General features: G+C 64.0%; 25 protein-coding genes. 7 read left to right on the forward strand and 18 right to left on the reverse strand.

Annotation, left to right across the window (positions count from 1 at the left end; all coding sequences use genetic code 11):
- Positions 1–231: 231 nt before the first annotated feature.
- Entirely contained in the window at positions 232–2,262 is a 2,031-nt protein-coding gene (locus ACK8CP_RS13305) for a glycosyltransferase (protein WP_414832128.1), read from the reverse strand.
- 245 nt (positions 2,263–2,507) lie between these two features.
- Here ACK8CP_RS13305 and apaG point away from each other — a divergent pair, with 245 nt between their 5' ends.
- A complete protein-coding gene (gene apaG, locus ACK8CP_RS13310; RefSeq protein WP_128293230.1) occupies positions 2,508–2,900 on the forward strand; it encodes a Co2+/Mg2+ efflux protein ApaG in 393 nt (130 codons plus the stop codon).
- Positions 2,901–2,916: 16 nt separating this feature from the next.
- On the opposite strand, the gene ACK8CP_RS13315 is transcribed toward apaG, so the two are convergent.
- The 5 genes from ACK8CP_RS13315 to ACK8CP_RS13335 form a co-directional block, all read right to left on the reverse strand.
- On the reverse strand, positions 2,917–6,312 hold the full coding sequence (locus ACK8CP_RS13315; protein WP_414832129.1) for an efflux RND transporter permease subunit: 3,396 nt from the start codon (positions 6,310–6,312) through the stop codon (positions 2,917–2,919).
- Positions 6,309–7,598: an efflux RND transporter periplasmic adaptor subunit gene (locus ACK8CP_RS13320; RefSeq protein WP_414832130.1), complete on the reverse strand. Its 1,290-nt coding sequence runs from the start codon at positions 7,596–7,598 to the stop codon at positions 6,309–6,311. Before ACK8CP_RS13320 ends, ACK8CP_RS13315 begins: the two co-directional genes overlap by 4 nt.
- 265 nt (positions 7,599–7,863) lie before the next feature.
- Complete coding sequence (locus tag ACK8CP_RS13325) at positions 7,864–8,862, reverse strand: Hsp33 family molecular chaperone (RefSeq protein WP_128292095.1); 999 nt, start codon at positions 8,860–8,862, stop codon at positions 7,864–7,866.
- A complete protein-coding gene (gene argF, locus ACK8CP_RS13330) occupies positions 8,859–9,779 on the reverse strand; it encodes an ornithine carbamoyltransferase (RefSeq protein WP_414832131.1) in 921 nt (306 codons plus the stop codon). The genes ACK8CP_RS13325 and argF overlap by 4 nt, the downstream gene beginning before the upstream one ends.
- A gap of 12 nt (positions 9,780–9,791) precedes the next feature.
- Positions 9,792–10,994, reverse strand: a complete 1,203-nt coding sequence (locus tag ACK8CP_RS13335; RefSeq protein ID WP_234629753.1) for an aspartate aminotransferase family protein — start codon at positions 10,992–10,994, stop codon at positions 9,792–9,794.
- A 358-nt stretch (positions 10,995–11,352) separates the two neighbouring features.
- Between ACK8CP_RS13335 and ACK8CP_RS13340 the strand changes: the two genes are divergently transcribed.
- Positions 11,353–11,865 carry a GcrA family cell cycle regulator gene (locus tag ACK8CP_RS13340; RefSeq protein WP_128292092.1) on the forward strand — a complete coding sequence of 171 codons (513 nt, stop codon included), beginning with the start codon at positions 11,353–11,355 and terminating at the stop codon, positions 11,863–11,865.
- A gap of 93 nt (positions 11,866–11,958) precedes the next feature.
- On the opposite strand, the gene ACK8CP_RS13345 is transcribed toward ACK8CP_RS13340, so the two are convergent.
- Entirely contained in the window at positions 11,959–13,296 is a 1,338-nt protein-coding gene (locus tag ACK8CP_RS13345) for an ATP-binding protein (protein ID WP_414832132.1), read from the reverse strand.
- A gap of 79 nt (positions 13,297–13,375) precedes the next feature.
- On the opposite strand from ACK8CP_RS13345, the gene ppk2 reads away from it, so the two are divergent.
- Entirely contained in the window at positions 13,376–14,245 is an 870-nt protein-coding gene (ppk2, locus tag ACK8CP_RS13350; RefSeq protein WP_234629755.1) for a polyphosphate kinase 2, read from the forward strand.
- A 36-nt stretch (positions 14,246–14,281) separates the two neighbouring features.
- Here ppk2 and ACK8CP_RS13355 read toward each other — a convergent pair whose 3' ends face one another.
- Positions 14,282–15,466 carry a glycosyltransferase family 4 protein gene (locus ACK8CP_RS13355; protein ID WP_414832133.1) on the reverse strand — a complete coding sequence of 395 codons (1,185 nt, stop codon included), beginning with the start codon at positions 15,464–15,466 and terminating at the stop codon, positions 14,282–14,284.
- 153 nt (positions 15,467–15,619) lie between these two features.
- On the opposite strand from ACK8CP_RS13355, the gene folK reads away from it, so the two are divergent.
- Positions 15,620–16,159: a 2-amino-4-hydroxy-6-hydroxymethyldihydropteridine diphosphokinase gene (gene folK, locus ACK8CP_RS13360; protein ID WP_414832134.1), complete on the forward strand. Its 540-nt coding sequence runs from the start codon at positions 15,620–15,622 to the stop codon at positions 16,157–16,159.
- Between the two features lie 139 nt (positions 16,160–16,298).
- On the opposite strand, the gene ACK8CP_RS13365 is transcribed toward folK, so the two are convergent.
- Genes ACK8CP_RS13365 through ACK8CP_RS13375 form a run of 3 tightly spaced genes read right to left on the reverse strand, consistent with a single transcriptional unit; the run spans position 16,299 to position 19,708 of the window.
- Positions 16,299–17,756, reverse strand: a complete 1,458-nt coding sequence (locus ACK8CP_RS13365; RefSeq protein ID WP_234629758.1) for an NAD-dependent succinate-semialdehyde dehydrogenase — start codon at positions 17,754–17,756, stop codon at positions 16,299–16,301.
- 18 nt (positions 17,757–17,774) lie between these two features.
- Positions 17,775–18,767 carry an Ldh family oxidoreductase gene (locus tag ACK8CP_RS13370; protein ID WP_234629759.1) on the reverse strand — a complete coding sequence of 331 codons (993 nt, stop codon included), beginning with the start codon at positions 18,765–18,767 and terminating at the stop codon, positions 17,775–17,777.
- 5 nt (positions 18,768–18,772) lie between these two features.
- Positions 18,773–19,708 (reverse strand): hydroxyacid dehydrogenase, encoded by a 936-nt coding sequence (locus ACK8CP_RS13375; RefSeq protein WP_234629760.1) that lies wholly within the window; start codon positions 19,706–19,708, stop codon positions 18,773–18,775.
- Between the two features lie 331 nt (positions 19,709–20,039).
- Here ACK8CP_RS13375 and hemN point away from each other — a divergent pair, with 331 nt between their 5' ends.
- Positions 20,040–21,386: an oxygen-independent coproporphyrinogen III oxidase gene (hemN, locus tag ACK8CP_RS13380; protein ID WP_234629761.1), complete on the forward strand. Its 1,347-nt coding sequence runs from the start codon at positions 20,040–20,042 to the stop codon at positions 21,384–21,386.
- Between the two features lie 343 nt (positions 21,387–21,729).
- On the opposite strand, the gene ACK8CP_RS13385 is transcribed toward hemN, so the two are convergent.
- The 6 genes from ACK8CP_RS13385 to ACK8CP_RS13410 all read right to left on the reverse strand — a co-directional run bounded on the left by ACK8CP_RS13385 (position 21,730) and on the right by ACK8CP_RS13410 (position 23,451).
- Entirely contained in the window at positions 21,730–22,134 is a 405-nt protein-coding gene (locus tag ACK8CP_RS13385) for a hypothetical protein (RefSeq protein ID WP_234629762.1), read from the reverse strand.
- A 5-nt stretch (positions 22,135–22,139) separates the two neighbouring features.
- On the reverse strand, positions 22,140–22,409 hold the full coding sequence (locus ACK8CP_RS13390) for a hypothetical protein (RefSeq protein WP_234629763.1): 270 nt from the start codon (positions 22,407–22,409) through the stop codon (positions 22,140–22,142).
- Positions 22,410–22,469: 60 nt separating this feature from the next.
- Positions 22,470–22,709 carry a hypothetical protein gene (locus tag ACK8CP_RS13395; protein ID WP_234629764.1) on the reverse strand — a complete coding sequence of 80 codons (240 nt, stop codon included), beginning with the start codon at positions 22,707–22,709 and terminating at the stop codon, positions 22,470–22,472.
- 3 nt (positions 22,710–22,712) lie between these two features.
- Positions 22,713–22,865 (reverse strand): hypothetical protein, encoded by a 153-nt coding sequence (locus ACK8CP_RS13400; RefSeq protein ID WP_234629765.1) that lies wholly within the window; start codon positions 22,863–22,865, stop codon positions 22,713–22,715.
- A gap of 123 nt (positions 22,866–22,988) precedes the next feature.
- Positions 22,989–23,180, reverse strand: a complete 192-nt coding sequence (locus ACK8CP_RS13405) for a hypothetical protein (protein WP_128292082.1) — start codon at positions 23,178–23,180, stop codon at positions 22,989–22,991.
- A 61-nt stretch (positions 23,181–23,241) separates the two neighbouring features.
- Positions 23,242–23,451, reverse strand: coding sequence for a cold-shock protein (locus ACK8CP_RS13410; RefSeq protein WP_092808877.1), 210 nt, complete (start codon positions 23,449–23,451; stop codon positions 23,242–23,244).
- A gap of 311 nt (positions 23,452–23,762) precedes the next feature.
- Between ACK8CP_RS13410 and ACK8CP_RS13415 the strand changes: the two genes are divergently transcribed.
- Positions 23,763–24,077 carry a hypothetical protein gene (locus tag ACK8CP_RS13415; RefSeq protein ID WP_234629766.1) on the forward strand — a complete coding sequence of 105 codons (315 nt, stop codon included), beginning with the start codon at positions 23,763–23,765 and terminating at the stop codon, positions 24,075–24,077.
- Positions 24,078–24,080: 3 nt separating this feature from the next.
- Entirely contained in the window at positions 24,081–24,638 is a 558-nt protein-coding gene (locus tag ACK8CP_RS13420) for a DUF421 domain-containing protein (protein ID WP_234629767.1), read from the forward strand.
- Here ACK8CP_RS13420 and ACK8CP_RS13425 read toward each other — a convergent pair.
- Entirely contained in the window at positions 24,630–24,977 is a 348-nt protein-coding gene (locus ACK8CP_RS13425) for a winged helix-turn-helix transcriptional regulator (protein WP_370642411.1), read from the reverse strand. The two genes, ACK8CP_RS13420 and ACK8CP_RS13425, sit on opposite strands and share 9 nt — an antisense overlap.
- Between the last annotated feature and the right edge of the window lie 58 nt (positions 24,978–25,035).

Here is a 25,035-nt window from a genome sequence, read left to right on the forward strand (position 1 = left end):
GAACAAAAGCGCCGAGCCAGAGCCTGAGGCCGAATTTCGCTGGCGAAAATCACAGTCGAACGACAGAAACCGTCAAAGAATGCTGGCCGGAGACAAAGGCGGCCGTCTGGAGGAAAGGAAGCTCAGCTTCCAGGGCGGACGGCTTTTCTAGCCGCAAGCCGCCTAAGGCTCAACCGGAGCAGCAGAAACCGCTCCGCAGGACTTCCACCCCGAGGCCCGGCACCCTTTGCATCAAAGACGCGCAGGCGAAGGACGGTTGGAGGTGGCACAACCTCTCGTCCCGCAAAGCAAAGACCCGGGCCGTCGGCTTCCGAACCATGCCCATTTGCGCCACAACGCTCTGAACCGTGAAACGCTGAGCCATCTCGCCGGGCCGCGCTGGGCATCGGGCCCCATTCCCCGCGCCCTCGACAAGCCGTGGGCCGTCTTCTCCCACAGAAACGGGCGGCGCAGCAGCTGGAAGAACGCCTGCCAGGAGGCGAGCGACATCGCCATCCAATAAAACGGAAGAAGCGCAATCATCGGCACGAGGTCCGTCCGTCCGACCGATCGCAGGCCGCGGAAGGCCATGGTCGCCGAGGACAGGACGAGCACCGTCACATTGAGGAAGTTCGCTGCAAAAAGGCTCCAGGAGAGCAGGCCATCCGGCTCCGGCATGCCGCCAAAGGCCAACGCCGCAAGAAGCCCGACAACGCAAGCGGGCCCGTAGGCCAGCAGCCCGGCAACCCCCATCCCCAAAATGGCCAGAACCGCCAGACGATCCTTTGCAGTCAGAGCTGGGGCAGCCGCCTGCGCCGGCCACATGGCAATGAGGAGAGACTGCATCCAACCCTTCACCCATCGCCGGCGCTGTCCCATCCACTGCGAAAGCGAAACCGGCGCTTCCTCGAAGGTGCGCGAGGCGATCGTGATGCTGCGATAATGGTAGCGGGCGAGCCTGATTCCGAGGTCGGCATCCTCGGTGACATTGAAGGGATCCCAGGCACCGATCCTCTTCAGGACGGCGAGCGGAAAATGGTTGGATGTGCCCCCGAGCGGGAGCGGCATGCGCCAATGCGCGAGGGCCGGCAGGAAGACGTCGAAGTTGGCCGCATATTCGAGCGCAAACAGCTTCGAAATGACGTTCTCGGTGTTGTCGATGGTGAGCCGCGCCTGCACGCAGCCAAGCGCCGGGTCGTTCGCAAAGACGGCGGCCGCCTTTCGAAGCTGATCGGGTTCGGGGCGATCCTCCGCATCGTAGACGACCACGAGGCGCCCCGTCGCGAACGGCAGCCCGTAGACGAGAGCCTTCGGCTTTGTGCGCGGCTCCTGCGGCGGCACGGCGACGATCTGGTAACGCGGATGGCACGCATGACGCCTCGCGGCGGCAAGCGTGTCTTCGTCGTCGGCCTCGATCAACAGGAGGCATTGCAGCTTCGAGGAGGGATAATCGATGCGATCGAGATGGGAAATGAGATCGGGCACGATCCCGGCCTCGCGGTAGAGCGGCACAAGGACCGTGTAACTCGGCAAATCTGCATCGCTCAAAGGCCGGGCAGGCCTTTCGGCCGTCTGCAGGAGGGCAATGGCCGATTTGAGAAGCATCGAAAGAAAGAAGAAGGCGCTCAGGAGGATCGCAACGATGCGCCCGAAAGGCAGGGGTGAAACGAGGATCAGGCCGATCAAGGCGAGCGGCGCCGCAGCGATCGCGAGCCGTCCTTTGCGCGAACTGCAGAGAAGCGCCGAAAGCTGCGGCTTTGCACGCGCCAGCCGGTGCGCGGCGCAATAGGCGAGGCCGGCATCGTTGCGCGCCAGAAGACACGCCTGAATCGTCGCCGGATCGGCGATCGCAAAGCGCTCTTTGATCTCCGGCCGCTGCATCAGAAGGCGCTGCAATTCCTCGACCCGGGCCGGCCCCTCCGGTGCGAGCACGAGGATGCGCGCGGCGCCCTTTTCAACGAGCATTCGCCTGGACCTGGCAATGGCTTCCGCAGCCGGCGGCAGGGCCTCAGGCAGGAGTGTCACCGGATCGCCCTCGGCGATGAAAGGCAGACCGAGATACTCGGCAAGAAGCCGCCAGTAGAGGGCGCGCGAAAAGCCCGGCAGGGCCATCAATTCCTGACTGGCCGAGGTTCCGCGCTGTCTTGCGAGCTGTGCCGCAAGAGCGAGCATTCTCGGCGTGAGACCGCGCCCGGCGAGGAAAGCGATATCGGCCGGCAGAGCCGCTCTGTCCGGGCGCTGCAAATCGGCAGGAGATGGAAGCAGCGAGGAAGCGCGCGGCAAGCGGGAGACCGCCGGCAACACCCGTCTCGGCGGAACGGACACAGGCTGACGCGACCCGCCACCTGTGCGGCGGATACCCGGATTTTCCCCTTGCAAGCTCGCCCCCCTTCAAGCCCGCCAGAGACACAACTTTAGCACGAGGTTTGCGGTAAACAAATTCTTAACGACGTCCGCCGCCGAGACGCAAAGAGCTTGCGCCGTGTGACCGGGTCACGCAAAAAGCGCCGCAGAGAATCGGATTGACCATGTACCGCGCCACCACCCGCAACATCACCGTCTCCGTCGCGCCGGAGTTTCTGGAAAAAGAATCCAATCGCGAGGCGGGGCGGTTCTTCTGGGCCTACACGATCGAAATCACCAATGAAGGCCAGGAGCGAGTGCAGCTTTTGCGGCGGCACTGGCAGATCACCGATGCGCTCGGGCGTACGGAAGAGGTTCATGGGCCTGGCGTCGTGGGCGAGCAGCCCGAAATCCCACCGGGCGAGACTTTTCGCTATACGAGCGGTTGTCCGCTCAGCACGCCTTCAGGCATCATGGTGGGCAGCTACGACATGGTGAGCGAGACCGGCTCCGGCTTCTCCGTCGAGATCCCGGCTTTCTCGCTCGACCTGCCGGGCCAAAAAGCGCTCCTTCACTAAGAACGAGCGCGCCGTCTCAGGACCGCGCGAAAGCTGAGACGCGCCGTCCCGCAGCAAAGCGGAAGAGGCGCGAGATATCCCCGCCAATACCGATCAGCGCCGGCACGAGGAAAAGCACGAGCCCGGTCGCAAAGCCCAGACCGAACACCATGGTGATCGCCATGGGCAGCAGGAACTGCGCCTGCAGGCTCGTCTCCGTCAAAAGCGGCGCAAGCCCGGCGATGGTCGTCAGCGAGGTGAGAAGCACCGCGCGCAGGCGGTCAGTGCTCGCTCCGATCGCGGCCTCGGCCAGATCGTCCCCATCCCGCAAGCGCTCCTCGAGCCGGTCCACGAGAATGATGGAATCGTTGACGAGGATGCCCGCCAGTCCAAGCAGACCGAAGAGCGAAAGGATGGTGAGGTCGAAACCCATGAACAAATGGCCGAGCGTCGCGCCGACGAAGCCGAAGGGAATAATGAGCATCACCGCGATCGGTCGCAGATAGGAGGCGAAGACCCAGGCGAGCAGGATGTAGATGACGGCGAGAGCGATCACCGCACCGAGCTTCAGGTCGGCGAAGGCGTCCTCCCGCTCCTCCGCGCGTCCGGAAAAGCCCGTGTCGAGACCATAGCGCGCAGCGATGCGGTCGATTGCGCCGCTCTCGCGCAGAGAGGCGAGAACCGCACCCGGATTGGTGACGGCGAGGTCGACATCGGCGGTAACCGCGACGCTCGATTTGCCATCGACACGCTGGATGGAGGCAAAGCCCTGGCGCTCGCTCAAGGTCGCCACTTCCTCAAGAGGCACGTAAAAGCCTGCCGGCGTGCGCAATTGCAGAGCGCGCAAGGCGGCCGTGCCCTCCCCGTCCAACTTGCGCTTGACCCGGATCGTCACCTCTTCGTCGCCATCGGCGAAGCGGCGTGGAATGGCGCCTTCCAGCGCATTGCGCACCTGGCGGCCGACGTCTTCGTTGGTCAGGCCGAGAGCAGCGCCCCGCGGGGTCAGGCGGATGACGAGTTCGGGCTTGCCGTACGGGAGGTCGTCGGCCACGCCGGAAACACCCGGAAAGCCTGAGAGAACCTCTGCCGCCTCTTCGGCGGCCTTCTTCAGATCGGCCGCATTGCCACCGCGGAAGCGGATATCGACGTCCCGTCCCGGCGGCCCACCGCGCATCTCGTAAACGGCGAAGCGCTTGATGCCGGCAAGGTCCGGCGCTTTTTCCTGCCAGGCGCGCACGATCGTCGGCGTGCGCACGTCGCGCTTCTCGGAGGTGACGAGCTGCACCCGGAATTCGGCGAGATTGTCGCCTTCCGAGCGCCCCGCCGAACCGATGGTGGTAAAGGCGGCGACGATCAGCGGCTTGTCCGGAGAGAGTTCGTCGCTTGCCTGCCAGAGAGCGGATTCGAGCTTTCTAACCGTCTCCTCGACCTCTTCGCGCGGCGTACCCGGATTGAATTCCACGCGGCCGCGGATCGTCTCCGCCTCCGGGGACGGAAAGAACACGAAGGCGACACGCCCGCCCTGGAGAAGGCCGATCGTGAGGATGAAGCTCGCAACCGCGAGCGCCACCGTCAGGTAGCGCCAATGATAGGTGAAGCGGACGAGCCGCAAGAACGGTCCGCTGCGCACCCATTCGAAGCCGTTGTCGAGGCCACGGCGCAACGCCGTGCGGCGGTGCGTGCTGCGTTCGCGGCGATGGGAGAACATCGCCACCAGAGCCTCGATGAGCGCCCCGGCGGCCATGGCGAAAGCGACGGTGAGAAGAAGCTGCAAGGAGGACGGGCGCTCGGAAAACCAGTCGCCGAGGGCGGAAAGCCAGGACAGTCCCAGAAGCTCGCCCGTGCCCGGCCGCAGCGCCAGGATGACGGCGGCCGCGACCGACAGCGAGGCAAACACCCAGCGCCACATCGACCAGCCGAAATGGCGCACCCGCGTCAGCGAATGGGCGAGATGGCCCGGCAGAACCAGAAAGCACTCGACGAGACTTGCGAGGATCACCGCGATAACGACGAGCGGCAGGGTCTGGATGAACTGGCCGATGCCGCCGCGCACAAGGAAGAGCGGCGCAAAGGCTGCGACCGTCGTCAGGCTCGCCGCGAAAACCGGCGTCATCATATGGCCAGCCCCGCGGATGGCCGCCGTCAGCCCGTCATCACCCCTGGACGAGCGTGTGGCCGTATGCTCCCCAACGACGATCGCATCATCGACGATGACGCCCAGCATCATGATCAGCCCGAAGAGCGACATCATGTTGAGCGTCTGCCCGGTCACGTACATCACACCGAGCGTCGTCATCATGGCGATGGGGATGCCGGCAGCGACCCAGAAGGCGATGCTGCCGTTCAAAAAGACGAACAGGATGATGATGACGAGGATGAGGCCCTGGAGGCCGTTGCGGACCAGAAGCATGATCCGGTCGGCCACCTGATCGGCATTCACGTCGTATTTCAGGATCTCGACATCCGGCGGCAATGTCGGCCGCACACGCTCCAGATAATCGTTCATCAGCCGCGCGCTGGCGAGCGTGTCGGCGCTGGCGGAGCGTTCGACGTAGAGCTCGATCGCTCGCTGTCCGCGCGCCAAACCTTCTTTGTCGTCCGGGTCGAAGCGCTCGTTCACGTCGGCGAAATCGCCGACGCGGATCCTCTCGCCAGACGCGAAGCCCTTGACCTCGATCTCCTTGATCGCAGCCGGGTCTTTGGCATCGGAGAGCGCACGCACCTGACGCGACATGGAGGCGTCGAGTTCGCCAGACGGCAGGTCTCGACTGTTGCCGGCGATCGCCGTCGAGACGTCGCCGATGGTCAGGCCGAGCCGACGCAATTCCGCCTCTTCGGCGGTCACCACCAATTCGCGATCGCGAAAACCCGTATAGGTGACGGAATCGATGCCGGCGTCGATCAGCCCGTCATGGATTCGCTTGGCGATCGCGCGCAGCGCCGTCTCCGAATAAGGGCCGGTGACCGCCAATCTCGCGACCGCTTCGCGCCATTGTCTGAAGGAGACTTCCGGCTCTTCCGCATCCTCCGGCAGGTTGGTGATCGCTGCCACCGCCGCCTCGACATCCGACAAGGCCTTCTGCATGTCGGCGCCGTCTTCGAATTCGAGCGAGATCGTGGCGCTCCCCTCGCGGGCATAGGAGCGCATCTCATCGACGCCGTCGAGGAAGCGCACATCCGGCTCGATCACTTCCAGAATATTGGATTCTACGTCCTCCGCGCTCGCCCCCGGCCAGGAGACGGAAATGGAGATCGTGTCGGTTTCGAGCGAGGGAAAGAACTGCGTGTTGATCTTGAGAAGGGCGAAGATCCCGAACAGGATCATCAGCACCATCAAGAGGTTCGCGGCATTGGCGTGACGCGCAAAAAGCTCCACGATCGGGATGGCATCGCGCCGCGGGCTCGACGGGGGAGCGGGCGGCACCGCACTCACGAGCCATGCCCCATCGACATCGTCGGTGAGATCCGCTTGTTCTCCCCAGGCTTCGCCACCTTGATGCCTTCGCGGGCATCGGCGATCTGCGTCGTCATCACCGTCTCGCCCTCCGACAGGCCGGAGGTGACGATGACGTCGGCCCCATCATAGGCGGCAACATCGACGGCGCGACGTTGAAGGCGCCCATCCTCGACGACGAAGACGGCATTGCCGCCGTAGAGCGCCGTTTCCGGAAGCCGAACGGCATCCTGCCACGTTCTGTCGGGCACGGAGACTTCAACGAAGGCACCTGGGCGGAGATCGACCTCCGGCCCGTCTTTGACGTTGGCGAAAAGCTCCACGCCGCCACGGTCGGCCACGACCTCCGCACCGATGCGATCGATCGTGCCCTTATAGACGAGAGGCTCGCCGCCGACCGTCCAGGTGATGTCGACCTCGCGGCCGATGACACCTTCAGAATCCGAGAGAAGACGGCCGAACTGGCGATCGCTCACCACGAAACGGGCTTCCACGGAGCCTTCGCGGTAGAGCTCCACGAGAAGATCGCTGGCACTCACCTTGCGACCGAGCCCCGCCGCTTCGCTCATGACCACGCCATCGAAGGGGGCTTTCAGGACCGTATCGGCGAGATTTCGCTCCGCCTCTTCGACGCGCCAGCGCAGCCGATCGTTCACCGCGCGCTGCTGCTCCAGCCGCGCACGGGCGACCTCAAGATTGCTTTGCCGCTCTTCGAGCGCCTGGGCACGCTGGCTCAAGATCAGCTGCCGTTCATCGAGGGATTGCTGAGTTCCGGTCCCGCGCGCACGCAATTGCTGGGCTCGTTCGAGATCCGTGCGGGCAAGACCCAACTGCTCTTTGGCCCGCGACACCGCAACCTCTTCGGCGCGCACACTCGCCTGCCGTTCGGCCAGCGTCGCCTCAGCCTCGCGCAGATTGGCTCGGGCCTCTGTCAGGGCGCCGCGATAGGGGAAATCATCGAGCGTGACGAGCGTGTCGCCGGCCGTCACGCGCCGCCCGACTTCCACATCATCGGAGATGGATACGATCTCGCCGGCAACGAGAGCACGCAGCTCGACCGTCTTGCCCGCGATGGTCGTGCCGAAGACCGCAAAATCCGGCTGATGGCTGCCGAACGCGACCGTCTGCGTTTCGACCGTGTAGACCTGCTCGCTCGGAGGGCGCTTCGGCCCTTCAGGCGCCGTGGCGGCCATGTAGCGCATGCCAGCGACCGCGGCGGCAAGCACCACGAAAACGAGCACGGTCTGAACGAGCCCACGCCACACAGGATGCGCGGTGTTGTGCCGCGTCTTTGAAGATTGCGAGCTCTTCTCCTCAGCCGGCCGGGCGGCAGGCTGCAGCTCGCCTTCTCCTGCGCCTTGTTTCGGCGCAGGAGAATCGACCAGCAGGAGCGGCGTCTTGGCCTTGTCGGTCAGAGCAACATCCTTTGCGATTCAACGGCATCAGATAGCCCGAAACCTTAGAGGTTCCAGGTGAACACCAGCTGAATGGTAAGGCATGCGGCGACGTGGCCGACAACTAAACGATCGGTCAGGCTTTGCCGGAATTCAGCTCTTCGGGCGTGAATCGATACTCTTTGCCGCAGAACTCGCAGCGGACCTCTACTGCGCCTTCGACTGCCGCCTCTTCCAGCTCATCGGCGGGAAGCTGCTCCAACACCTGCTCGATGCGTTCGCGCGAACAGGTGCAATGATCGCGCAGAACCGTCGGCTCGAAGACGCGCACGCCACGTTCATGGAAGAGGCGAACGAGAAGACGTTCGGCCGGAACGGCCGGGTCAATCAGTTCGAGGTCCTCCACCGTATCGACGAGCGCGACGGCTTCCAGCCAGGCGTCGTCCTCGAGCGGCAGATCGGCCATATCGGCATCGTCCGGCGTATCGCCCGGATGGAGATCGCGGACTTTGATGCGCTCGCTCGATTCCGGCAAGAACTGCGCGATCAGCCCGCCCGCGCGCCAGGCCTGCTGGGCCTCGCCGGCACTGCCGCGATCGACGATTTCGGCAACGGCCAGGCGCACGCGCGTCGGGATCTGCTCCGACTGACGGAAATAGGAATGCGCCGCGTCTTCCAGGCTCTCGTTCTCCAACGGGACATAACCCTGGTAGCGGCGCCCGGTCTTGCCCTGCTCGATGGTCATGGCGAGCGTGCCGCGGCCGAGGAGATCGCCGCTCGCAGCGCGGCCGGAAACCGTCACCGCCTCCACGCGCTCGCGGTTGCACGTGGCCGTGGCGCGGATCTCGCCCGGGGTGCGGATGTCGACGACGAGCATCGAGACCGGACCATCCGTTTCCGTTTGCAGGATGAAACGGCCCGTATCCTTCAAAGAGGTGGCAAGCAGCGAGGCGAGCGCCACGGCCTCGCCGAGAAGAACCTTGACGGGTCTCGGCAGATCGTGGCGCGCGAGAATGGCATCGATCGCCGGTCCGAGCGTGACGACGCGGCCACGCACGTCCAGCGGATCGACTTGAAAGGGCAGAGCGCGGTCGTCCGCGCGGGATTCAGTCTGTGTGACAGTCGTCTTGTTCACGAAGGCTCCGAAAGACACCAGGAAAGGATCGCCTTTTGCGCATGCAAGCGGTTTTCCGCTTCATCGAAGACGACCGATTGGGGGCCGTCGATCACGCTGGCGGTCACTTCCTCGCCGCGATGTGCGGGCAGGCAATGCATAAATATGGCGTCTTTCTTGGCATATTCCATCATGCGGTCGTTCACCTGGTACGGCGTCAAGAGATTGTGACGCCGCCCTCCTTCGTCGTCGCCCATCGAAACCCAGGTGTCGGTGATCAGGCAGTCGGCCTCGGCTGCGGCCTCTTCCGGCGCATCGAGAAAACGCACCTTCGCGCCATTCTCCTGCGCCCAGTCACGGATCGCCTGGTCGGGGCCGAGCTCGGCCGGGCTTGCGACATCGAGGCTGAAGCCGAAGCGCTCGGCCGCATGGACCCAGGAATTCATGACGTTGTTGGCATCGCCCAGCCAGGCGAATTTGCGGCCTTCGAGGGCGCCCCTGTGCTCTTCGAAGGTCATCAGGTCGGCCATCAGCTGGCACGGATGCGAGCGGCGCGTCAGCCCATTGATGACGGGAACCGTGGCATGCTCGGCAAGGGCTGCGACCATGTCATGGTCGAGCGTACGGATCATGATCGCATCGACATAACGCGACAAAACCTTCGCTGTGTCGCTCACGCTCTCACCGCGGCCGAGCTGCATTTCCTTGCCGGTGAGAAGGATGGCGTCGCCGCCGAGCTGGCGCATGGCGACGTCGAAAGAAATGCGGGTGCGCGTCGAGGGCTGCTCGAAGATCATCGCAAGGATGCGGCCTTCGAGCGGCCGCTCGGCAACGGGACCGGCGCGGCGGGCAGCCTTCAGCTGTTTGCCGTCGTCAAGGATCAGCCGCAGCGTGTCGGACGGAATGTCGGCAAGGTCGAGGAAGTGACGCAGGCTCATGTTTTATTCTCCCTACGCGGCAGCGGACTTGCCGGCGGCGCGCAGCGCAGCTTCGATACGGTTCACGCCTTCATCCATCTCCGCCTCCGAGATGATCAGCGCCGGCAGGACACGCACCACATTGTGGCCCGCCCCCACGGTGAGGACGCCGTGCTTGCGCAGGCGGGCAACCATTTCCGCAGGTGCGCCCGCACAGACGAGACCCAGCATCAGCCCCTCGCCGCGCACATCTTTCAGCTGATCGGGATAGGCATCGACGAGGCGCGCGAGCTTCTGTTTGAGGAGGAGCCCCTTGCGGGAAACCTCCGTCAGGAAGCCATCTTCGAAAACGAGATCGAGAACCGCATTGCCGACGGCCATGGCGAGCGGATTGCCGCCATAGGTGGAGCCATGCGAGCCGACGGCCATCGCCTCCGACGCCTCACGCGTCGCCAGGCAGGCGCCGAGCGGGAAGCCGCCACCGATCGCCTTGGCGATCGCCATGACGTCCGGCGTCACGCCCGCCCATTCATGCGCAAAGAGGCGGCCCGTCCGGCCCATGCCGCACTGGATCTCGTCCAGCACCATCAACAGGCCGTGCTCGTCGCAAAGTTCACGGATGAAGCGCAGGAATTCGTGCGGCACCGGGCGGATGCCACCCTCGCCCTGGATCGGCTCGATGAGAATGCCGGCCGTTTCCGGGCCGATCGCCGCTTTCAGTGCGTCCCGGTCGGCAAAGGCGACCTGGTCGAAGCCTTCGACGTTGGGAGCGAAACCTTCCAGATATTTCGCCTGACCGCCGGCGGCGATCGTGGCGAGCGTGCGGCCATGGAAGGCGCCCTCGAAGGTGATGATGCGGTTCTTCTGCGGCTGGCCCTTGGCGTGGTGGTAGCGCCTCACCGTCTTGATGGCGCATTCCATCGCCTCGCCGCCGGAATTGGTGAAGAAGACGCGATCGGCAAAGCTCGCCTCGCAGAGACGACGACCGAGTTTAACCTGCCCCGGAATCTCGAAAATGTTGGAGACGTGCCAGAGCTTTTCCGCCTGCCGCTTCAGGGCCTCGACCAGATAGGGATGCGCATGACCGAATGCGTTGACGGCGATGCCGCCCATCAGGTCGAGATATCGCTCTCCCGATGTCGTCTCCAGCCAGACACCCTCGCCGCGCTCGAAGGCGAGCTCAGCGCGGGCATAGGTCGCATAAAGAGGAGAAGACAGGGGAGAGGCGGCCGACATGGGCGTGGTCCGATCCGATATGTGAGATTTTGCTGTTGAAATGCGAAAAGCCGCCCTACGGCGGCTGCGCTTCGTTTATCATGAGGCTGGCGAGCCGCGCAATGCGCGGCTTTTGAGCCTGCCTGTGTGGCATTCCGGACTCACTTTTGCCGTATCCGGGGGAAAAACATCAAATCGCCGGCGGGACTCTTGTCGAAGAGTCGACCGATCGGGTAGTTTCGAAATCGTTAAACACGACATCTCGTGTGGCGGATCGGATCCCCTACCAGTTATTGCGTTGGCGCAGGTTTTTTTGCCCCTGCGACGCAGACGGATTCCGCCAATGACACAAACGCGGCAGCAAGGAGCCAAGACGCCCATGTCCTGGACCGATGAACGAGTCGATCTTCTCAAAAAGCTCTGGCAGGAAGGCCTCAGCGCCAGTCAGATTGCCGGAGAACTCGGCGGCGTCACGCGCAATGCCGTCATCGGCAAGATTCACAGGCTCGGGCTTTCCGGACGCGGCCAGCCGACATCCACGATCAAGCGGGCGCGTCGACCGCGCAATTCCGCTCCCGTCCGGCAACAGCACCGGACCGTGACCGTCGGCGCCACGGCCCTTCAGGCCGAGGTAGAGGTAGAAATGGAAGTCGAGCAGGAAACCGAACTGCAGCCCGTGCACGCTCTCGTCATGCCGATCTCGCGGCGCCTGACGATCGAGAAATTGACCGAGCGCACCTGCAAATGGCCGATCGGCGATCCGGGCGACGAGGATTTCCATTTCTGCGGCTGCGATTCCCTGGAGAGCTCGCCCTATTGCGAATACCATGCGGGCGTTGCCTATCAGACATCCGATCCGCGCCGGCGCATGAAGCGGGCCGCGAACGGCTGAGTTCAGCTTTCTCCCGAAGACTGGCGTAACAGACTGCGGAGCTTCGGCTCCGCTTTCTTTTTTGTGAAACTCCGACTTCTCCGCCGCGCGGGATCAGCCGGCCAAGGCAGGCTTCTGCGCCTCATCCGCCGTGGCATGATCCGCCGGCGCCTCGGCAGCCGGCAGGCGCACGGTGAAGGTCGCCCCGGCGCCCTGCTCGCTGTCGATATCGAGGCGGCCACGATGGCGCGTCAGGATATGCTTGACGATGGCCAGGCCGAGGCCGGTGCCCTGCTTCTCGCGACTCGAGGCGACATCGACCCGGTAGAACCTCTCGGTGAGCCGCGGCAGATGCTCCGGCGCAATCCCCGGCCCCCAATCGCGCACGCTTGCCAGCACGACCGCTCCACCGTCCAGGTTCTGCTGCGCCAATCTCACGTCGAGACGTTTGCCGGCGCCTCCGTATTTGAGGCCATTCTCCGCCAGGTTCTCCAACACCTGATGGAGCTCGTCGGCATCGCCCAGGACGAAGACGGGCTCGTCCGGGACATCGAGCGTCACCTCCACCTCCAGATGCTCGGCAAGAGGACGCAGACCGTCGACGACGCGGCGCGCGATCTGTGCAAGATCGATGTGCTCCCGCGGCTGCTGATGCACCCGCATCTCAAGCCGCGACAGAGAGAGAAGATCATCGAGGAGGCGGCGCATGCGCTCCGCCTGTTCGCGCATGATGGTCAGAAAGCGGTCCTGAGCTTTGGGATCGCTGCGGGCAGGCCCCTGGAGCGTGTCGATGAAGCCCGAGAGAGACGCAAGCGGCGTGCGCAGCTCGTGGCTGGCATTGGCGACGAAATCGGCGCGCATTCTCGCCGTCGCCAGGCGCTCGGTCACATCCTCGAAAAGCAGGAGAATGAAAGGCGCCGCGGCAGCGGCATGCAGCACCGGCTGAACGGTCACCACATAGACGGTCTCCGCCCCGCTGCGCTCGCGATACTCGAACCGGCTCGTCACCATACCCTGGGCTGCGGCCAGCGCATCTCGAAGACGCGGCGTCCGAATGCTCATGGAAAGCGGGTCGCCGGGGCGAGCCTGCGGGAACGCAGCGGTTGCTGCCTCGTTGGAGAAGCGCGTGATACCGCGCTGATCGAGCAGGAAAGCGGGATGCGGCAGCGATGAGACGACGGCCTTCATCCCCGTGTCGGGCCATAGGATGCGGCTGTGGGCAGCCGCAGACGACAACCGCTCAGAGCGCATGCGAGCAGGGGCTGCGGCCGTGACGACGAGGACGAAAATAAATCCCAGAACGGACCACAGGACCGGCACGGAGAAATTGACGGTCACGAACGCGAGCACAAGCGCCGTCGCCAGAAGCGGCAAACGCGCCGCGGCGAGGCGTGCAAGCGGGCGGGCAGAATTCACCGACAGGTTGTTTTCCGTGTTCGTCTCCTCAATCACTTTTGCCGCTCTCGTAAAGCCATTCAGCGTTCTGTAGACTCGCTGCGTGACAAGTCTGAGTCAGAGAATCAACCTGCACATGAACAATCAGGACTTTTCCACCTTCGACCTCGATGCACCCGAACTGCCGGCCTGGGTGCATGAGAACGCGCTGACCTCGGGCAACTTTCCTTATTCCAAGAAGCTCAAGCGCACAAAGTACGAAAACGAACTGCGCGACCTGCAGCGCGAGCTCGTGCAGGTTCTCGCCTGGGCCCAAAACAAGAACCAGCGCATCGTGCTGTTGTTCGAAGGGCGCGACGCGGCCGGCAAAGGCGGCTCGATCAAGGTCCTGCGGGAAAATCTCAACCCCCGCCACGCCCGCATCGTGGCGCTCGCCAAGCCGACGGAGCGCGAGCACGGGCAATGGTATTTCCAGCGCTATGTGGAAGAGCTTCCGAGCAATGGCGAAATGGTGCTCTTCGACCGCTCCTGGTACAATCGTGGCGTCGTCGAACCCGTGATGGGTTTTTGCAGCGAGACCGAGGCCGCCGTGTTCCTGCGGGAGGCGCCGGATTTCGAGCGCATGCTGGTGCGCGACGGCGTGCACCTCTTCAAGTTCTGGCTCAATATCGGTCGCGAGATGCAGCTGAAGCGGTTCCACGACCGCCGGCACGACCCGCTGAAATCCTGGAAGATCTCACCGGTCGACAAGGAAGCGATCAAGCGCTGGCCGGCCTTCTCTGCCGCCCGCGACCGGATGCTTGCCGCGACGCATTCGCAAGAAGCCCCGTGGTACGTGGTGCGCGCCAACGACAAGAGGCGTGCACGGCTCAATCTCATTCGCACGGTCCTTCTCTCGCTGCCCTATGACGGGAAAAATCGCGAGCGCATCGGCGAGTTGGACGAGGCGATCGTCTCACAGGGACCGGAATTTCTGAGCGAGGTCGAAGCGTCGCCAACGGGCTGAGCCGAAAAACGGCGGGCTGAGCCGAAAAGCAACGGCTCAGGCGGCGTTCAAGGTTGCATCCACAGCGGGCCCGCCGCGGCGCCTTGAAAGCGCCTCATGGTAGAGGGCCTCATTCCCCTCTGCCATGCCGGAGAGGGAAAAGCGCTCGCGCACGAATGCCCGCCTTGCGGCCGCCTCCTCGACAAGACGCTGAGGGTTTTCAAGCGCGGCTGTGAGCGCGGAGGCGAGCGCTCTCTCGTTGCCGGGCTCGATCAGACGATCCTCCTCGCCTGAGAAAATCTCCGGGATACCGCCGACGCGCGTCGCAATCATCGGCGTGCCGGCGGCGGCGGCCTCCAACACCACGTAGGGCAGCGATTCCGCCAAAGACGGCACGACGATCATGCGCGCCTGCGCCAAAGCCTGGCGGGCCGGCATTGGGGCATGGAAGCGCACGTCGAGATCCTTTTCCGCAGCGAAGGCCCGATAGGTCTCGATGTGCTCGCTGTTCCCGCCACCAACCACGCAAAGGCTCCGTCTGGTGCCTTCTGCCTTGAGGATCTCCAGCGCCCGCAACAGCACGTCGACGCCCTTCAACGGGCGCAATTCGCCGAGGAACAGAAAGTCCGCAGGATTGTCGATCTTCGCGACCGGTTCAAATTCTCCCGGCCGCAGCCCGTTGTAGATAACATGCGCGGGGCAACGCGGCTCGCCCACTTTCTCGCGGTAGGTTTCCGCCTCGAAAGCGGAAACGTGGATCAGCGAATCCGTCACCCGCTCCAAAGAGCGCTCCACGCCGAAATAGAGACGCCCCGCCAAGGTGTTTCGATCGAAGTTCAGGCTGCCGCCGTGGAGCGTATAGAATGTCGCGACCACACGGCCGGAGCGGCGCTCGCTCGCCGCGGTCAGGCGGCTGAAAACTCCACCCTTGGCGCCGTGACCATGGATGACATCGGGGGCAATCGAATCCGCGTGGGCGCGCACGCGCAGAAATGCGCCGAGATCGACCGGCCGGATCGGGCGACACATCGGCGTGCGCTTCAGGCCGAGGGCAAGGCGGTTTTCAAGTTCGGCCAATAGCCCGGCTTCGAACGCCCCACCCGTGGTGGAATCGCAGATCATGCCCACCTTGTGGCCGCGGTCGGCCTGCATTTCGATCAGATCGCAGACATGGCGAAACACGCCGCCGACAGGCGCACGCAGCACATGCAAGATCCTGAGGGGTTCACCTGCATTCTGCATTTCTTCCTCCCGGCCCAAACAAACATTATCGGGCAGCATGGATAAGAGGTCGTTAATATCTAAGGCGCGGGGCTTGCTTCGATCCGGCAGGCATCTCTACCTGTGCTGATGGAACGATTCGCGTACGTATCACCTCGACCACGAGGTTTTCGCATGATTCACCGCAGCCTCGCCTGCGGCGCCGTCAAGGCCGTGCTGGGGCTCGGAGCCAATCTCGGCGATCCGGCTGACACTTTTCGCAAGGCCGCGAAGGCCATCGCCAATGTGGACGGGGTCACCGTGACCGCCGCCGCTCCGCTTTATGTGAGCCGGCCATGGGGAAAGACCGACCAGCCCGATTTCACCAATTCGGCGCTTCTGATCGAAACACAGCTGAGCCCACGGCGCCTGCTTGCGGCTCTTCTCGACGTCGAGAAGGAGCTTGGCCGCATTCGTGCCGAACCTTGGGGGCCGCGCGTCATCGATATCGACATTCTCGTCTACGGCGAAGAACTCCTCGCCGAGCCGGAGCTGTCGATCCCGCATCCGCACCTGACGGAACGAAGCTTTGCCCTCAAGCCGCTTGTCGATCTTTGGCCGACGGCGAAGATCGGCGAGCGTCCGGCAAGCGAGATTCTCGCACGGCTCGATCTGTCGGACCTCACCCCGGCAGGCGCCGGCAACTGGCATCGCGAGCCCCTGCGGCGGAATTGATGCGGCGCATCTGACCGGCCCCCGCGCCTGTCGCGCTTCAGCTGCGCGAAACAAAGGCTGCACGAAAAAGGGGCCGCACGAAAAAGGCCTCCCCCTCGGACGAGGGAGAGGCCGATCAAACTCAGCTGCGCCTCGGCGATTAGAGCCCGAGGCCGCCGATGCAGACGTATTTGATCTCCAAATAATCGTCGATGCCGTACTTGGAGCCTTCACGGCCGAGGCCGGATTCCTTGACGCCGCCGAAGGGCGCGACCTCCGTCGTGATGACGCCCTCGTTGACGCCGACGAGGCCATAATCGAGCCCTTCTGAGACGCGGAACGCACGGCCGAGATCCTGCGTGTAGAAATAGCAGGCGAGACCGTATTCCGTGTCATTGGCGAGCGCGACCGCCTCTTCCTCCGTCTCGAATTTGAAGAGTGGCGAAACCGGGCCAAAGATCTCTTCCTTGGAGAAGCGCATGTCGGGCTTCGCATCGGCGATCACGGTCGGCTCGAAGAACGTCCCGCCGAGCTCGTGGCGCTTACCGCCGGCAATGACCTTGCCGCCCTTGTCGACGGCATCGCCGATCAGCTCTTCGACCTTGGCGACCGCATTGTCGTCAATGAGCGGGCCCTGCTGCGTCCCCTCTTCGAGACCAGAGCCGACTTTCAGGCCCTTGGCGGCTTCGGCGAACTTTTCGGCGAAACGGTCGTAGATGCCGGCCTGGACGTAGAAGCGGTTGGTGCAGACGCAGGTCTGGCCGGAATTCCTGAACTTTGCGGCAATGCCACCAGCGACCGCGCGGTCGATATCGGCATCATCGAAGACCAGGAACGGCGCGTTGCCGCCGAGCTCCATAGAAACCTTCTTCACGGTGTCGGCCGACTGGCGGATCAGAACCTTGCCGACATCCGTCGAACCGGTGAAGGTGACTTTTCGGACCTTCGGGCTTTCCATGAGCGCCGCACCGATATCCTTGGCGGAGCCGGTGACGACGTTGACCACGCCTTTCGGAATGCCGACCTCTTCGCAGAGCGCACCCCAGGCAAGGCCCGAATAAGGCGTCTGCGTCGCCGGCTTGACGACGGCCGTGCAGCCTGCAGCGATCGCCGGACCGATTTTGCGCGACAGCATCGAGGACGGGAAGTTCCACGGCGTGATGGCGCCGATGACGCCGACCGGCTGCTTCGTCACCATGATGCGGCGGTCTTTCCACGGGGACGGAATGAGATCCCCGTAGACACGGCGCGCCTCTTCGGCAAACCACAGGACATAGGCGGCGCTCATGCCAACCTCGCCTCGCGATTCCGTCAAGGGCTTGCCCTGCTCCAGAGTGAGGAGCTCGGCGAGCGCATCCTGATTGTCCATGATGGCGTCGTGCAGGGCGCGCAACAGCTTGGCGCGCTCGTCGGCGCTCGTCTTCTTGAAGCTCTCGAAGGCCTCGGCAGCGGCCTCGATGGCGCGCTCGGTCTCGGCCTTGCCACATTTCGGGATGGTGCCGATCGTCTCGCCGGTCGCCGGATTGGTGACGTCGATCGTCTCGCCGGAATCGGCTCCAACCCATTCGCCGCCGATCAGATTGGCTTCACGTTTCCAGTAATGCGTCTTTTGCAGCATGCCTCACTCCCATTCCTGTCATTCGATGCCGGCGATCGCCCGAACCGTGGCGATCACCGCGTCATCCATTTCAATTCCCTTCTCTTCCGCCTCCGCCCGAAGCGCCTGGCGCCGCGCACCCGGCACACGGGCGGGAGGATCGGCCTCGATCATCGCCGCCAGGTCGCCGAAGCGGCCAATGGCGTCGGCGCCGAAGGCCGTGGGATCGATGGCGATGATGAGTTGACCGGTGTTCGGAGGGCCACCCTCGGCGTCGAAGAAGGAACTCGCCTCGCTCGCATAACTGGCGCCGTTAAGACCGGCGGCAAGCATTTCCACCATAAGAGCAAGTGCCGTCCCCTTGGCCCCGCCGAGCGGCGCCATCGTGCCGGCAAGCGCCTCGACCGGATCGGTGGTCGGCTTGCCCGCCTCGTCGAAGGCCCAGCCCTCCGGGATCTCCTCGCCTCTCTGCTTGGCCGCCATCACCTTGCCGCGTGCCACCTGCGACAGCGACAAGTCGACGACCACCGGAGCGGCATCCTTGCGGGGGGCCGCAAAAGCGATCGGGTTGGTGCCGTAAAGACGGCTGCGCCCGCCCCAGGGGGCCATGGCGCCCGGCGCGTTGGCGAACATGAGAGCCAAGAGCCCCGCTTCGGCAAAGGCTTCGACCGTCACGCCCATGGCGCCGCAATGGCTGGAGCGCTTGATCCCTGCCATCGCCAGCCCCTGGCGGCGCGCAATGGGCGGCAGTTCGGCGAGAGCCAGATCAAGCGCGGGATAGGCGAAGCCGTGCGCCGCATCGACAGAGAGCGTAGCCGGTCGGACGACTTCGGCCGTCGGCACCGCAAAGCCGTCGATCTTGCTGGCGCGCGCCTGCCCCGAATAGGCCTCGACACGGCGAAGGCCGTGGCTCGTCTGGCCGCAGGCTTCAGCGGCGACGAGCGCACGGGCGACGGATGCGGCGTTTTCCGGGCTGACCCGCGAGGCGGTCAAGGCGGCCTCCACGAGATGCCGCAATTCGCCAAGTCGCATGTGGGTCACTTGCGGCCCTCGAGGTGATTGATGACCGCATCGGCGATGACCCGCCCGACGCGCAGGTTCGATTCTGCGGTGAGGCCCGCAATATGAGGCGTCAAAACCACATTCGGCAGATCCGCAAAGACGGCCCCCGCTTCGGCCGTCAACGGCTCGGTCTCGAAGACGTCGAGCGCGGCACCGCCCAACCGGCCCTCCTGCAGGGCCGCGACAAGCGCCGTCTCGTCGACGATGCCGCCACGTGCGGCGTTGATCAGGATCGCGCCGGGCTTCATGCGGGCGAGCGCAGCCGCATCGATGAGATAGCGCGTCTCGTCCGTCAGCGGGACATGCAGGCTGACGACGTCGGCTTCCGCGAGGAGCGTAGACAGGTCGGTGCGCGGCGCCTCGTTCCACGCAGCGTCCGAGGCCGGGATATGCGGGTCGGTGGCGATGACATCGAGGCCGAGCGCCTCGGCACGACGCGCCGTTTCACGGCCACTCGCACCGAAGCCGACCAGACCGATCACCTTGCCGCTCGCTTCGCGACCGCGCATCAGCTCTCCACGCGGCCATTGCCCGGCGGCGACGGCAGGCGTGGAGAGATAGGCGCCGCGCAGAAGCAGAAGCGCAGTCGAGATGACGTATTCGGCAACGGACAGAGCATTCGCCGCGGCGGCCGGATAGACGGCAATGCCGCGCCGGGCGCAGCATTGCGTATCGATGTTGTCGACGCCAACGCCGAGCCTGCCGACACATTCGAGCGCATCGGCCCCCTCGATCAGATCCGCCCGCACCTCGGTGCGGTTTCGGACGATCAAGGCTCGCGCTTCTGTGAGCGCCGCCTTCAGCGCATCGGGCTTTTCGGCAAGATCGGGGGCGTAAAGGGTGGAGAAGCGAGCGGACAGGCGCGCAACGGCCGCCTCATCCATAAACTCGGAAATGACGATGTCGGACATTTTTCCTGAAACGACCGGGCCTTCGGGAGGAAACGGCAAGCCCATGGCAGAGGCGAGCAGCGGTGATAATCACCACCGCCGCAGGGATAGATGACGAAGCGGCACCTTGTCCACGAATCTTGTTGAGAGAGCCGCTTCGCCGGGCATACGCAGGCCTCGCGGCGCACCGAAAAAGTGGAGGCGCAAGGCCGCGTTCGCGGGGCTTCTCGGATCGCCAAGCCGTTCAGATTGCAGAAGGACATGCCAGCGTGCGCGTCAAACCTTGCGGCGGCCGATTTCCTCTTTGACATTGATCAAGGACGCCTTCGACGAAAGCATTAGAAATACCCAAATGGTTCCTGATCTCGTCCGCAAATACGCGGCGCCTGTGCCGCGTTACACCAGTTATCCGACGGCGCCCCACTTCAACGAAGAAGTGGACGGCAAGGTCGCGAAAGCCTGGCTGAAAGAGCTTAAGCCCAATACCAGGGCTTCGCTCTACTTCCACATCCCGTTCTGCGATACGCTGTGCTGGTTCTGCGGCTGCACGACCCGGCATGTGCTGCGCTACGATCCGGTGCTGCCGTACCTCAAGACGCTGAAGGACGAGCTGAAGCTCGTGGCCGAGCTTGCGCCGGACATCAACGTCGAGGGCGTGCATTGGGGCGGCGGCTCGCCGACCTTGCTGAAGCCGGACGACATCATCGAGCTGGCCTCTGCGATCCGTGAGGCCTTCCCGTCCGCGGCGGATGCCGAATTCGCGATCGAGATCGATCCGCGAGAATTCGACGACGCGCGTGTGGAAGCACTCGCCAAGGCCGGGTTTACCCGCGCCTCGATCGGCGTGCAGGACTTCGACACGAAGGTGCAGGCCTCCATCAACCGCATGCAGAGCTTCGAGGAGACGGAATCGGCCGTCAATCGGCTGCGGGCTGCCGGCATTCGCTCCATCAATGTCGATCTCGTCTATGGCCTGCCATATCAGAGCCGGGACAAGCTCGTACGCACGGTCGAACAGATCCTGACCCTCAGGCCGGACCGCGTGGCTCTCTTCGGCTATGCGCATGTGCCCTCGGTCATCCCACGCCAGAAGATGATCCCGACGGACGAACTGCCGGACGTTCTGGAGCGCTTTGCGCAGGCCAATCGCGCGGCCACGCTCTTCACCGGGGCCGGCTATCAGCGCATCGGCTTCGACCATTTCGCCGTGCCGGAGGATTCCCTTGCCGTGGCCGCGTGGGAGGGTCGCCTCCACCGCAACTTCCAGGGCTATACGACGGACGAGGCCGACGCTCTGATCGGTTTCGGCGCATCGTCCATCAGCAAGCTCCCGCAGGGTTATCTGCAGAACGAGAAAACGACCCGGCGCTATGCGGCCGAGATCGAAAAAGGCGAGCTTGCGACCGTTCGCGGCTTCGAGCTTTCCCAGGCCGACCGGGTCCGGGCCTTCGTGATCGAGCGGCTGTTGTGCGACTTCGCCTTCTCGGCGGGGACCTTGAAGGCGCATTTCGGTGCGCTGGCCGATCCCGTCATCAACGATGCCCGCTATTTCGCGGAATCGGACCCCGACGGGCTCTTCTCACGCGTCGGCGACCGCTTCGTCGTCACCGATCGCGGCAGGCCCTTCGTGCGCAGCGTTGCAGCTTCTTTCGACGCTTATCTCGGGACGCGTGCGGCCACGCATTCGACTGCCGTCTAGAACGCCAGGCACGGGCGGAGCTGCCAATGGCGGCTTCTGCCCCTGTGCCGGCGCCGGCAGTCGCGGCCGCTTGGGGGCGTATCCTGGGGTGAGCGTCGAAAGAGCCTTGTCCGCAAGCCCCTCATCCATCGGCTTCTCGTCCGTCAGGCATAAACGACACATGCACTCCGGCCCCGTGATGGGCGGCCGAAGTCAGCCTGACACATTTGCCAATGCCTGGGCATCGCGTTGCCAGCAGGGCCCGCGCGATGCGAGCTCAGCACGCGCGGCATGCTCCCGTGAGCGCCGCGGTTATGGCGATCTTGCTATGAACGTCGCCTCGGTTCGCCCCCGCGGCCGTCAGCTAGATTTCTGAAACCTCTTCGGCCTCGTCAGGCTCATCGATTTCATCGTCAATGTCGTCCTCGATGTCGGCAGCAGGCGCCGGCGCCGCTTTCTTCGCTTTCGGCTTTCTCTTTGGGGCTTTGGCCCCATCGGCTCCGGCGTTCGCACCGGCCTTTTTGGAAGCCGCGCTCTTCGTCGCCCGCTTCTTTCGGGTGGTCTCTTTCGGCGCGTTCTCTTCTGCTTCCGTCGCTATCCCGGCGTCATCAGCTTCTTTGGCAAGACGCTGTGCCCGCAGTCTTGCGGTCTTCTGGCGTGCCGCGTTGAGCTCCGCATCGATCACCGCTTTCGCTGCGGCAGTCGTGGCATCGGCCTTGTCGCGGCGCAGCTTGACGCTGTCACCTTTGCCCTGCGTTTTTGTAGACATCGACATCACCCTTGATTTGTGGGCGGCGCGGATTCAGCGTCGTCGGCGTCGGACGGGCTCGCGCCAGATGGGGAGATTTCCGCCCCCGCCTCATCGATGATGCGTTCGATGCGTGCGAGTTGGTCGTCCGTAAGCATGGTATGGGTCCCCCGCTGATCGAGCCGCGCCTTCTGGCTTTCGAGAAACTCCCGCTGCGGAGGCGTGACGTTGTCGCTCGAAAGCGCATGCGCCATCCGCGCCTTGAGCTCGGCCACGTCCTTCACGCTCCTCGCCATGGCGCTCCCCTTCGCGGGCTTCCCCTGCGTCGACGACTTCGTCGGCGTTCCCATTTTAGATTATCGCTTGGGCCGGAAAGAGCTGCCCTGTGTCGCACCCTCAGCAAGCGGGCGCAGCAGCATCATATGACGGGTGGACAGGACGACATCCGGCAACGTCCCGGGTGCGCCGAGCCTGATTTCCTTGGCTGCGAGAAAGTCCGTCTTTTCGAGAAGGAGCCGCATCTCTTCGACAGATGCCATCTCATGCTCGATGAGGAGCTTGTCGCCGCTCGACATGGTGACTTCGAAGCGCGCCACAGATTATTTCTTCTGGCCGAGCTTGAGAGGCGTCCCACTGGAACCCGAAGAGCCGAGCTCTGCCGTCTCCATATATTTCGGGCTGTGCTTGGCGCCCTTTTCTTTGCTCTTCGGCTTCTTGGCTTCCTTGGAAGCCCGCATCTGCCCTTTTGCCATGACCTACATCCTCTCCGAACCGAATTGCACATCGTGCGCCGTTCGGGCGTTGCGCGGGAGCGGCAGGCGCGGAAAGCCGGCCTTGGTTCGGAAGGACCGTCTCCGGGCCTGAGACATACGCCGTTAAAGGCGCGACAACTGACTTTCCTGGACGACGCGCTGCTGCGAGCTCACCGTGCTTTGCACACGGTACTGGCAATCGCCGTGTTCCTCGGGCAGCAAAGCCAGGATTTTGTAGACGCCGGCGACACCCGGGCCGACGGTCTTTTGCGACAGGCGGACCGTCTGGCCCACCTTGAATGAATGGCTGGTCATATTCCCTCCGCCGTACGGCATGGGAAGAGAAGGCGCAGGCGAGCCTGCGCCTTCTGAAAAATCAGGCGTGCTGCAGGTTCGTTGCAGCTTCCTTGCCGGAGCGGCGATCCGCCTCAACGTCGAAGGAAACGCGCTGACCTTCGACGAGGCCGCGCATGCCGGCACGCTCGAGAGCCGTGGCATGGACGAACACGTCCTTGCCGCCGTCCTCCGGCTGGATGAAGCCATAACCCTTCTGGGAATTGTAGAATTTTACGGTACCAACCGCCATGGAATGTTCCTTTCGCAGAACGCGTATGGGTACACGTGACGCGACATGCGCACGTGTGTGGAAGTCGAGTTTTGGAGGAAGTCTGAACCCGCGCCCGGCGAAACGGGACTTAACGGCCAAATTGTCCGGCCAAAGATCGATGGTTGTTCTTGTAGACTGCAATTGCGGCATTAACAAGAAAAACTCCGCCCCAGGCCGGACAAGCCCCGGAACTCTCGAAAATGCCGGTTGTTGGTAAGTGAGACTGCATGGCCGCGGCGCCGCCGCCCGCAGGCCTTGCAGCGCAACAGCATGTTTCAAGAGGAGGCCCCATGGCCCGTCTCGTCGCCGCCGGCGCAGCCACCGCTCTGATCACCCTCGCGATCGCGGCCCCGGCCGCAGCGCAGGAGCGCTTTCCCGCCTGCCAGTCGCAGCAGAGCCTACAACAGATCATCGGCAGCAACGGGGAATTGATGCCGTCCGACTGCCGCAATCTCACCATCACGCGCCTCGAGAGCGACAGCGGCTCGCTCTGTCTCATCGACTTTTCCAATGCCGGAGGCGGCGTCGTGCAGGCCTTACGCGATGCGGCCATGCCGGAGAAATGGTGGGTGCGTTGCGATCAGCTCAGCGACACGGGAGGCTGATCGATGTTTTTTGACAGCTGGGGCGACCTCTTCCGCATCCTCGTTATCGGCATTCTGGCCTATGGCGGGCTCGTCCTCCTGCTGCGGGCGACCGGCAAGCGCACCTTGTCTAAAATGAACGCCTTCGATTTCATCGTCACGGTGGCGCTCGGCTCCATACTGGCCACCGTGCTGTTGTCGAGCGAGGTTTCGTTGAGCGAAGGTCTGTTCGCCTTCGCCCTCCTGTGCCTCCTGCAATATGCCGTGGCTTACGTCTCGGTGCGCTCGGAGCGGTTTCAGTCGCTCGTCAAGGCTGACCCCTCGCTCGTCTTCTTTCGCGGCCGCTTCCTCCACACCATGCTCAAGAAGGAGCGTGTCACGGAAGAAGAGGTCTACGCAGCCATGCGCGCGGCGGGGATGGCCGACATCGACGCCGTCGCGGCCGTGGTCCTGGAAACGGACGGTTCGATCAGCGTCGTTCCCGCAGCAAACGAGCCGGAGGGCGAACCGGCCAAGGCGTCCACTCTGCGGCATGTTCAAGGCCGACAGGAAGCTCGCGCCGAGGCAGGTCTGTCAGGCTGAGCGGCCGGTCCGCTCCGGACATGCATCATCGAAACGACGGCGGGCGTCTTCGACCTGCGCCTGGTTTTGCCGCGCCCATGCCGCCAACGCCGTCACCGGCACGAGGAGATCGCGGCCGAGCTCGGTGAGCTCATATTCGACCTTCGGCGGCACGGTCCCGTAATCGCGGCGCAACACGAAACCGTCGCGCTCCAAAGCCCGCAACGTGGCCGTCAGCATTTTCTGGGAAATGCCGCCGATCTCGCGCTTCAACTCTCCAAAGCGCAGGGGCGCATCGCCCAGCAAGGTGATGACGAGGACCGACCATTTGTCGCCGATGCGCGACAGGATCTCGCTCACAGGCCGGCAATCCGACGGGAGGTGACAGATCTGCGGTTTCAAAAAAGTGCCTTCTTGT

Origin of the sequence: Afifella sp. YEN Y35 (assembly GCF_047553465.1) — a bacterium.
In the GTDB taxonomy this organism is placed as follows: Bacteria; Pseudomonadota; Alphaproteobacteria; order Rhizobiales; family Afifellaceae; genus Afifella; species Afifella aestuarii.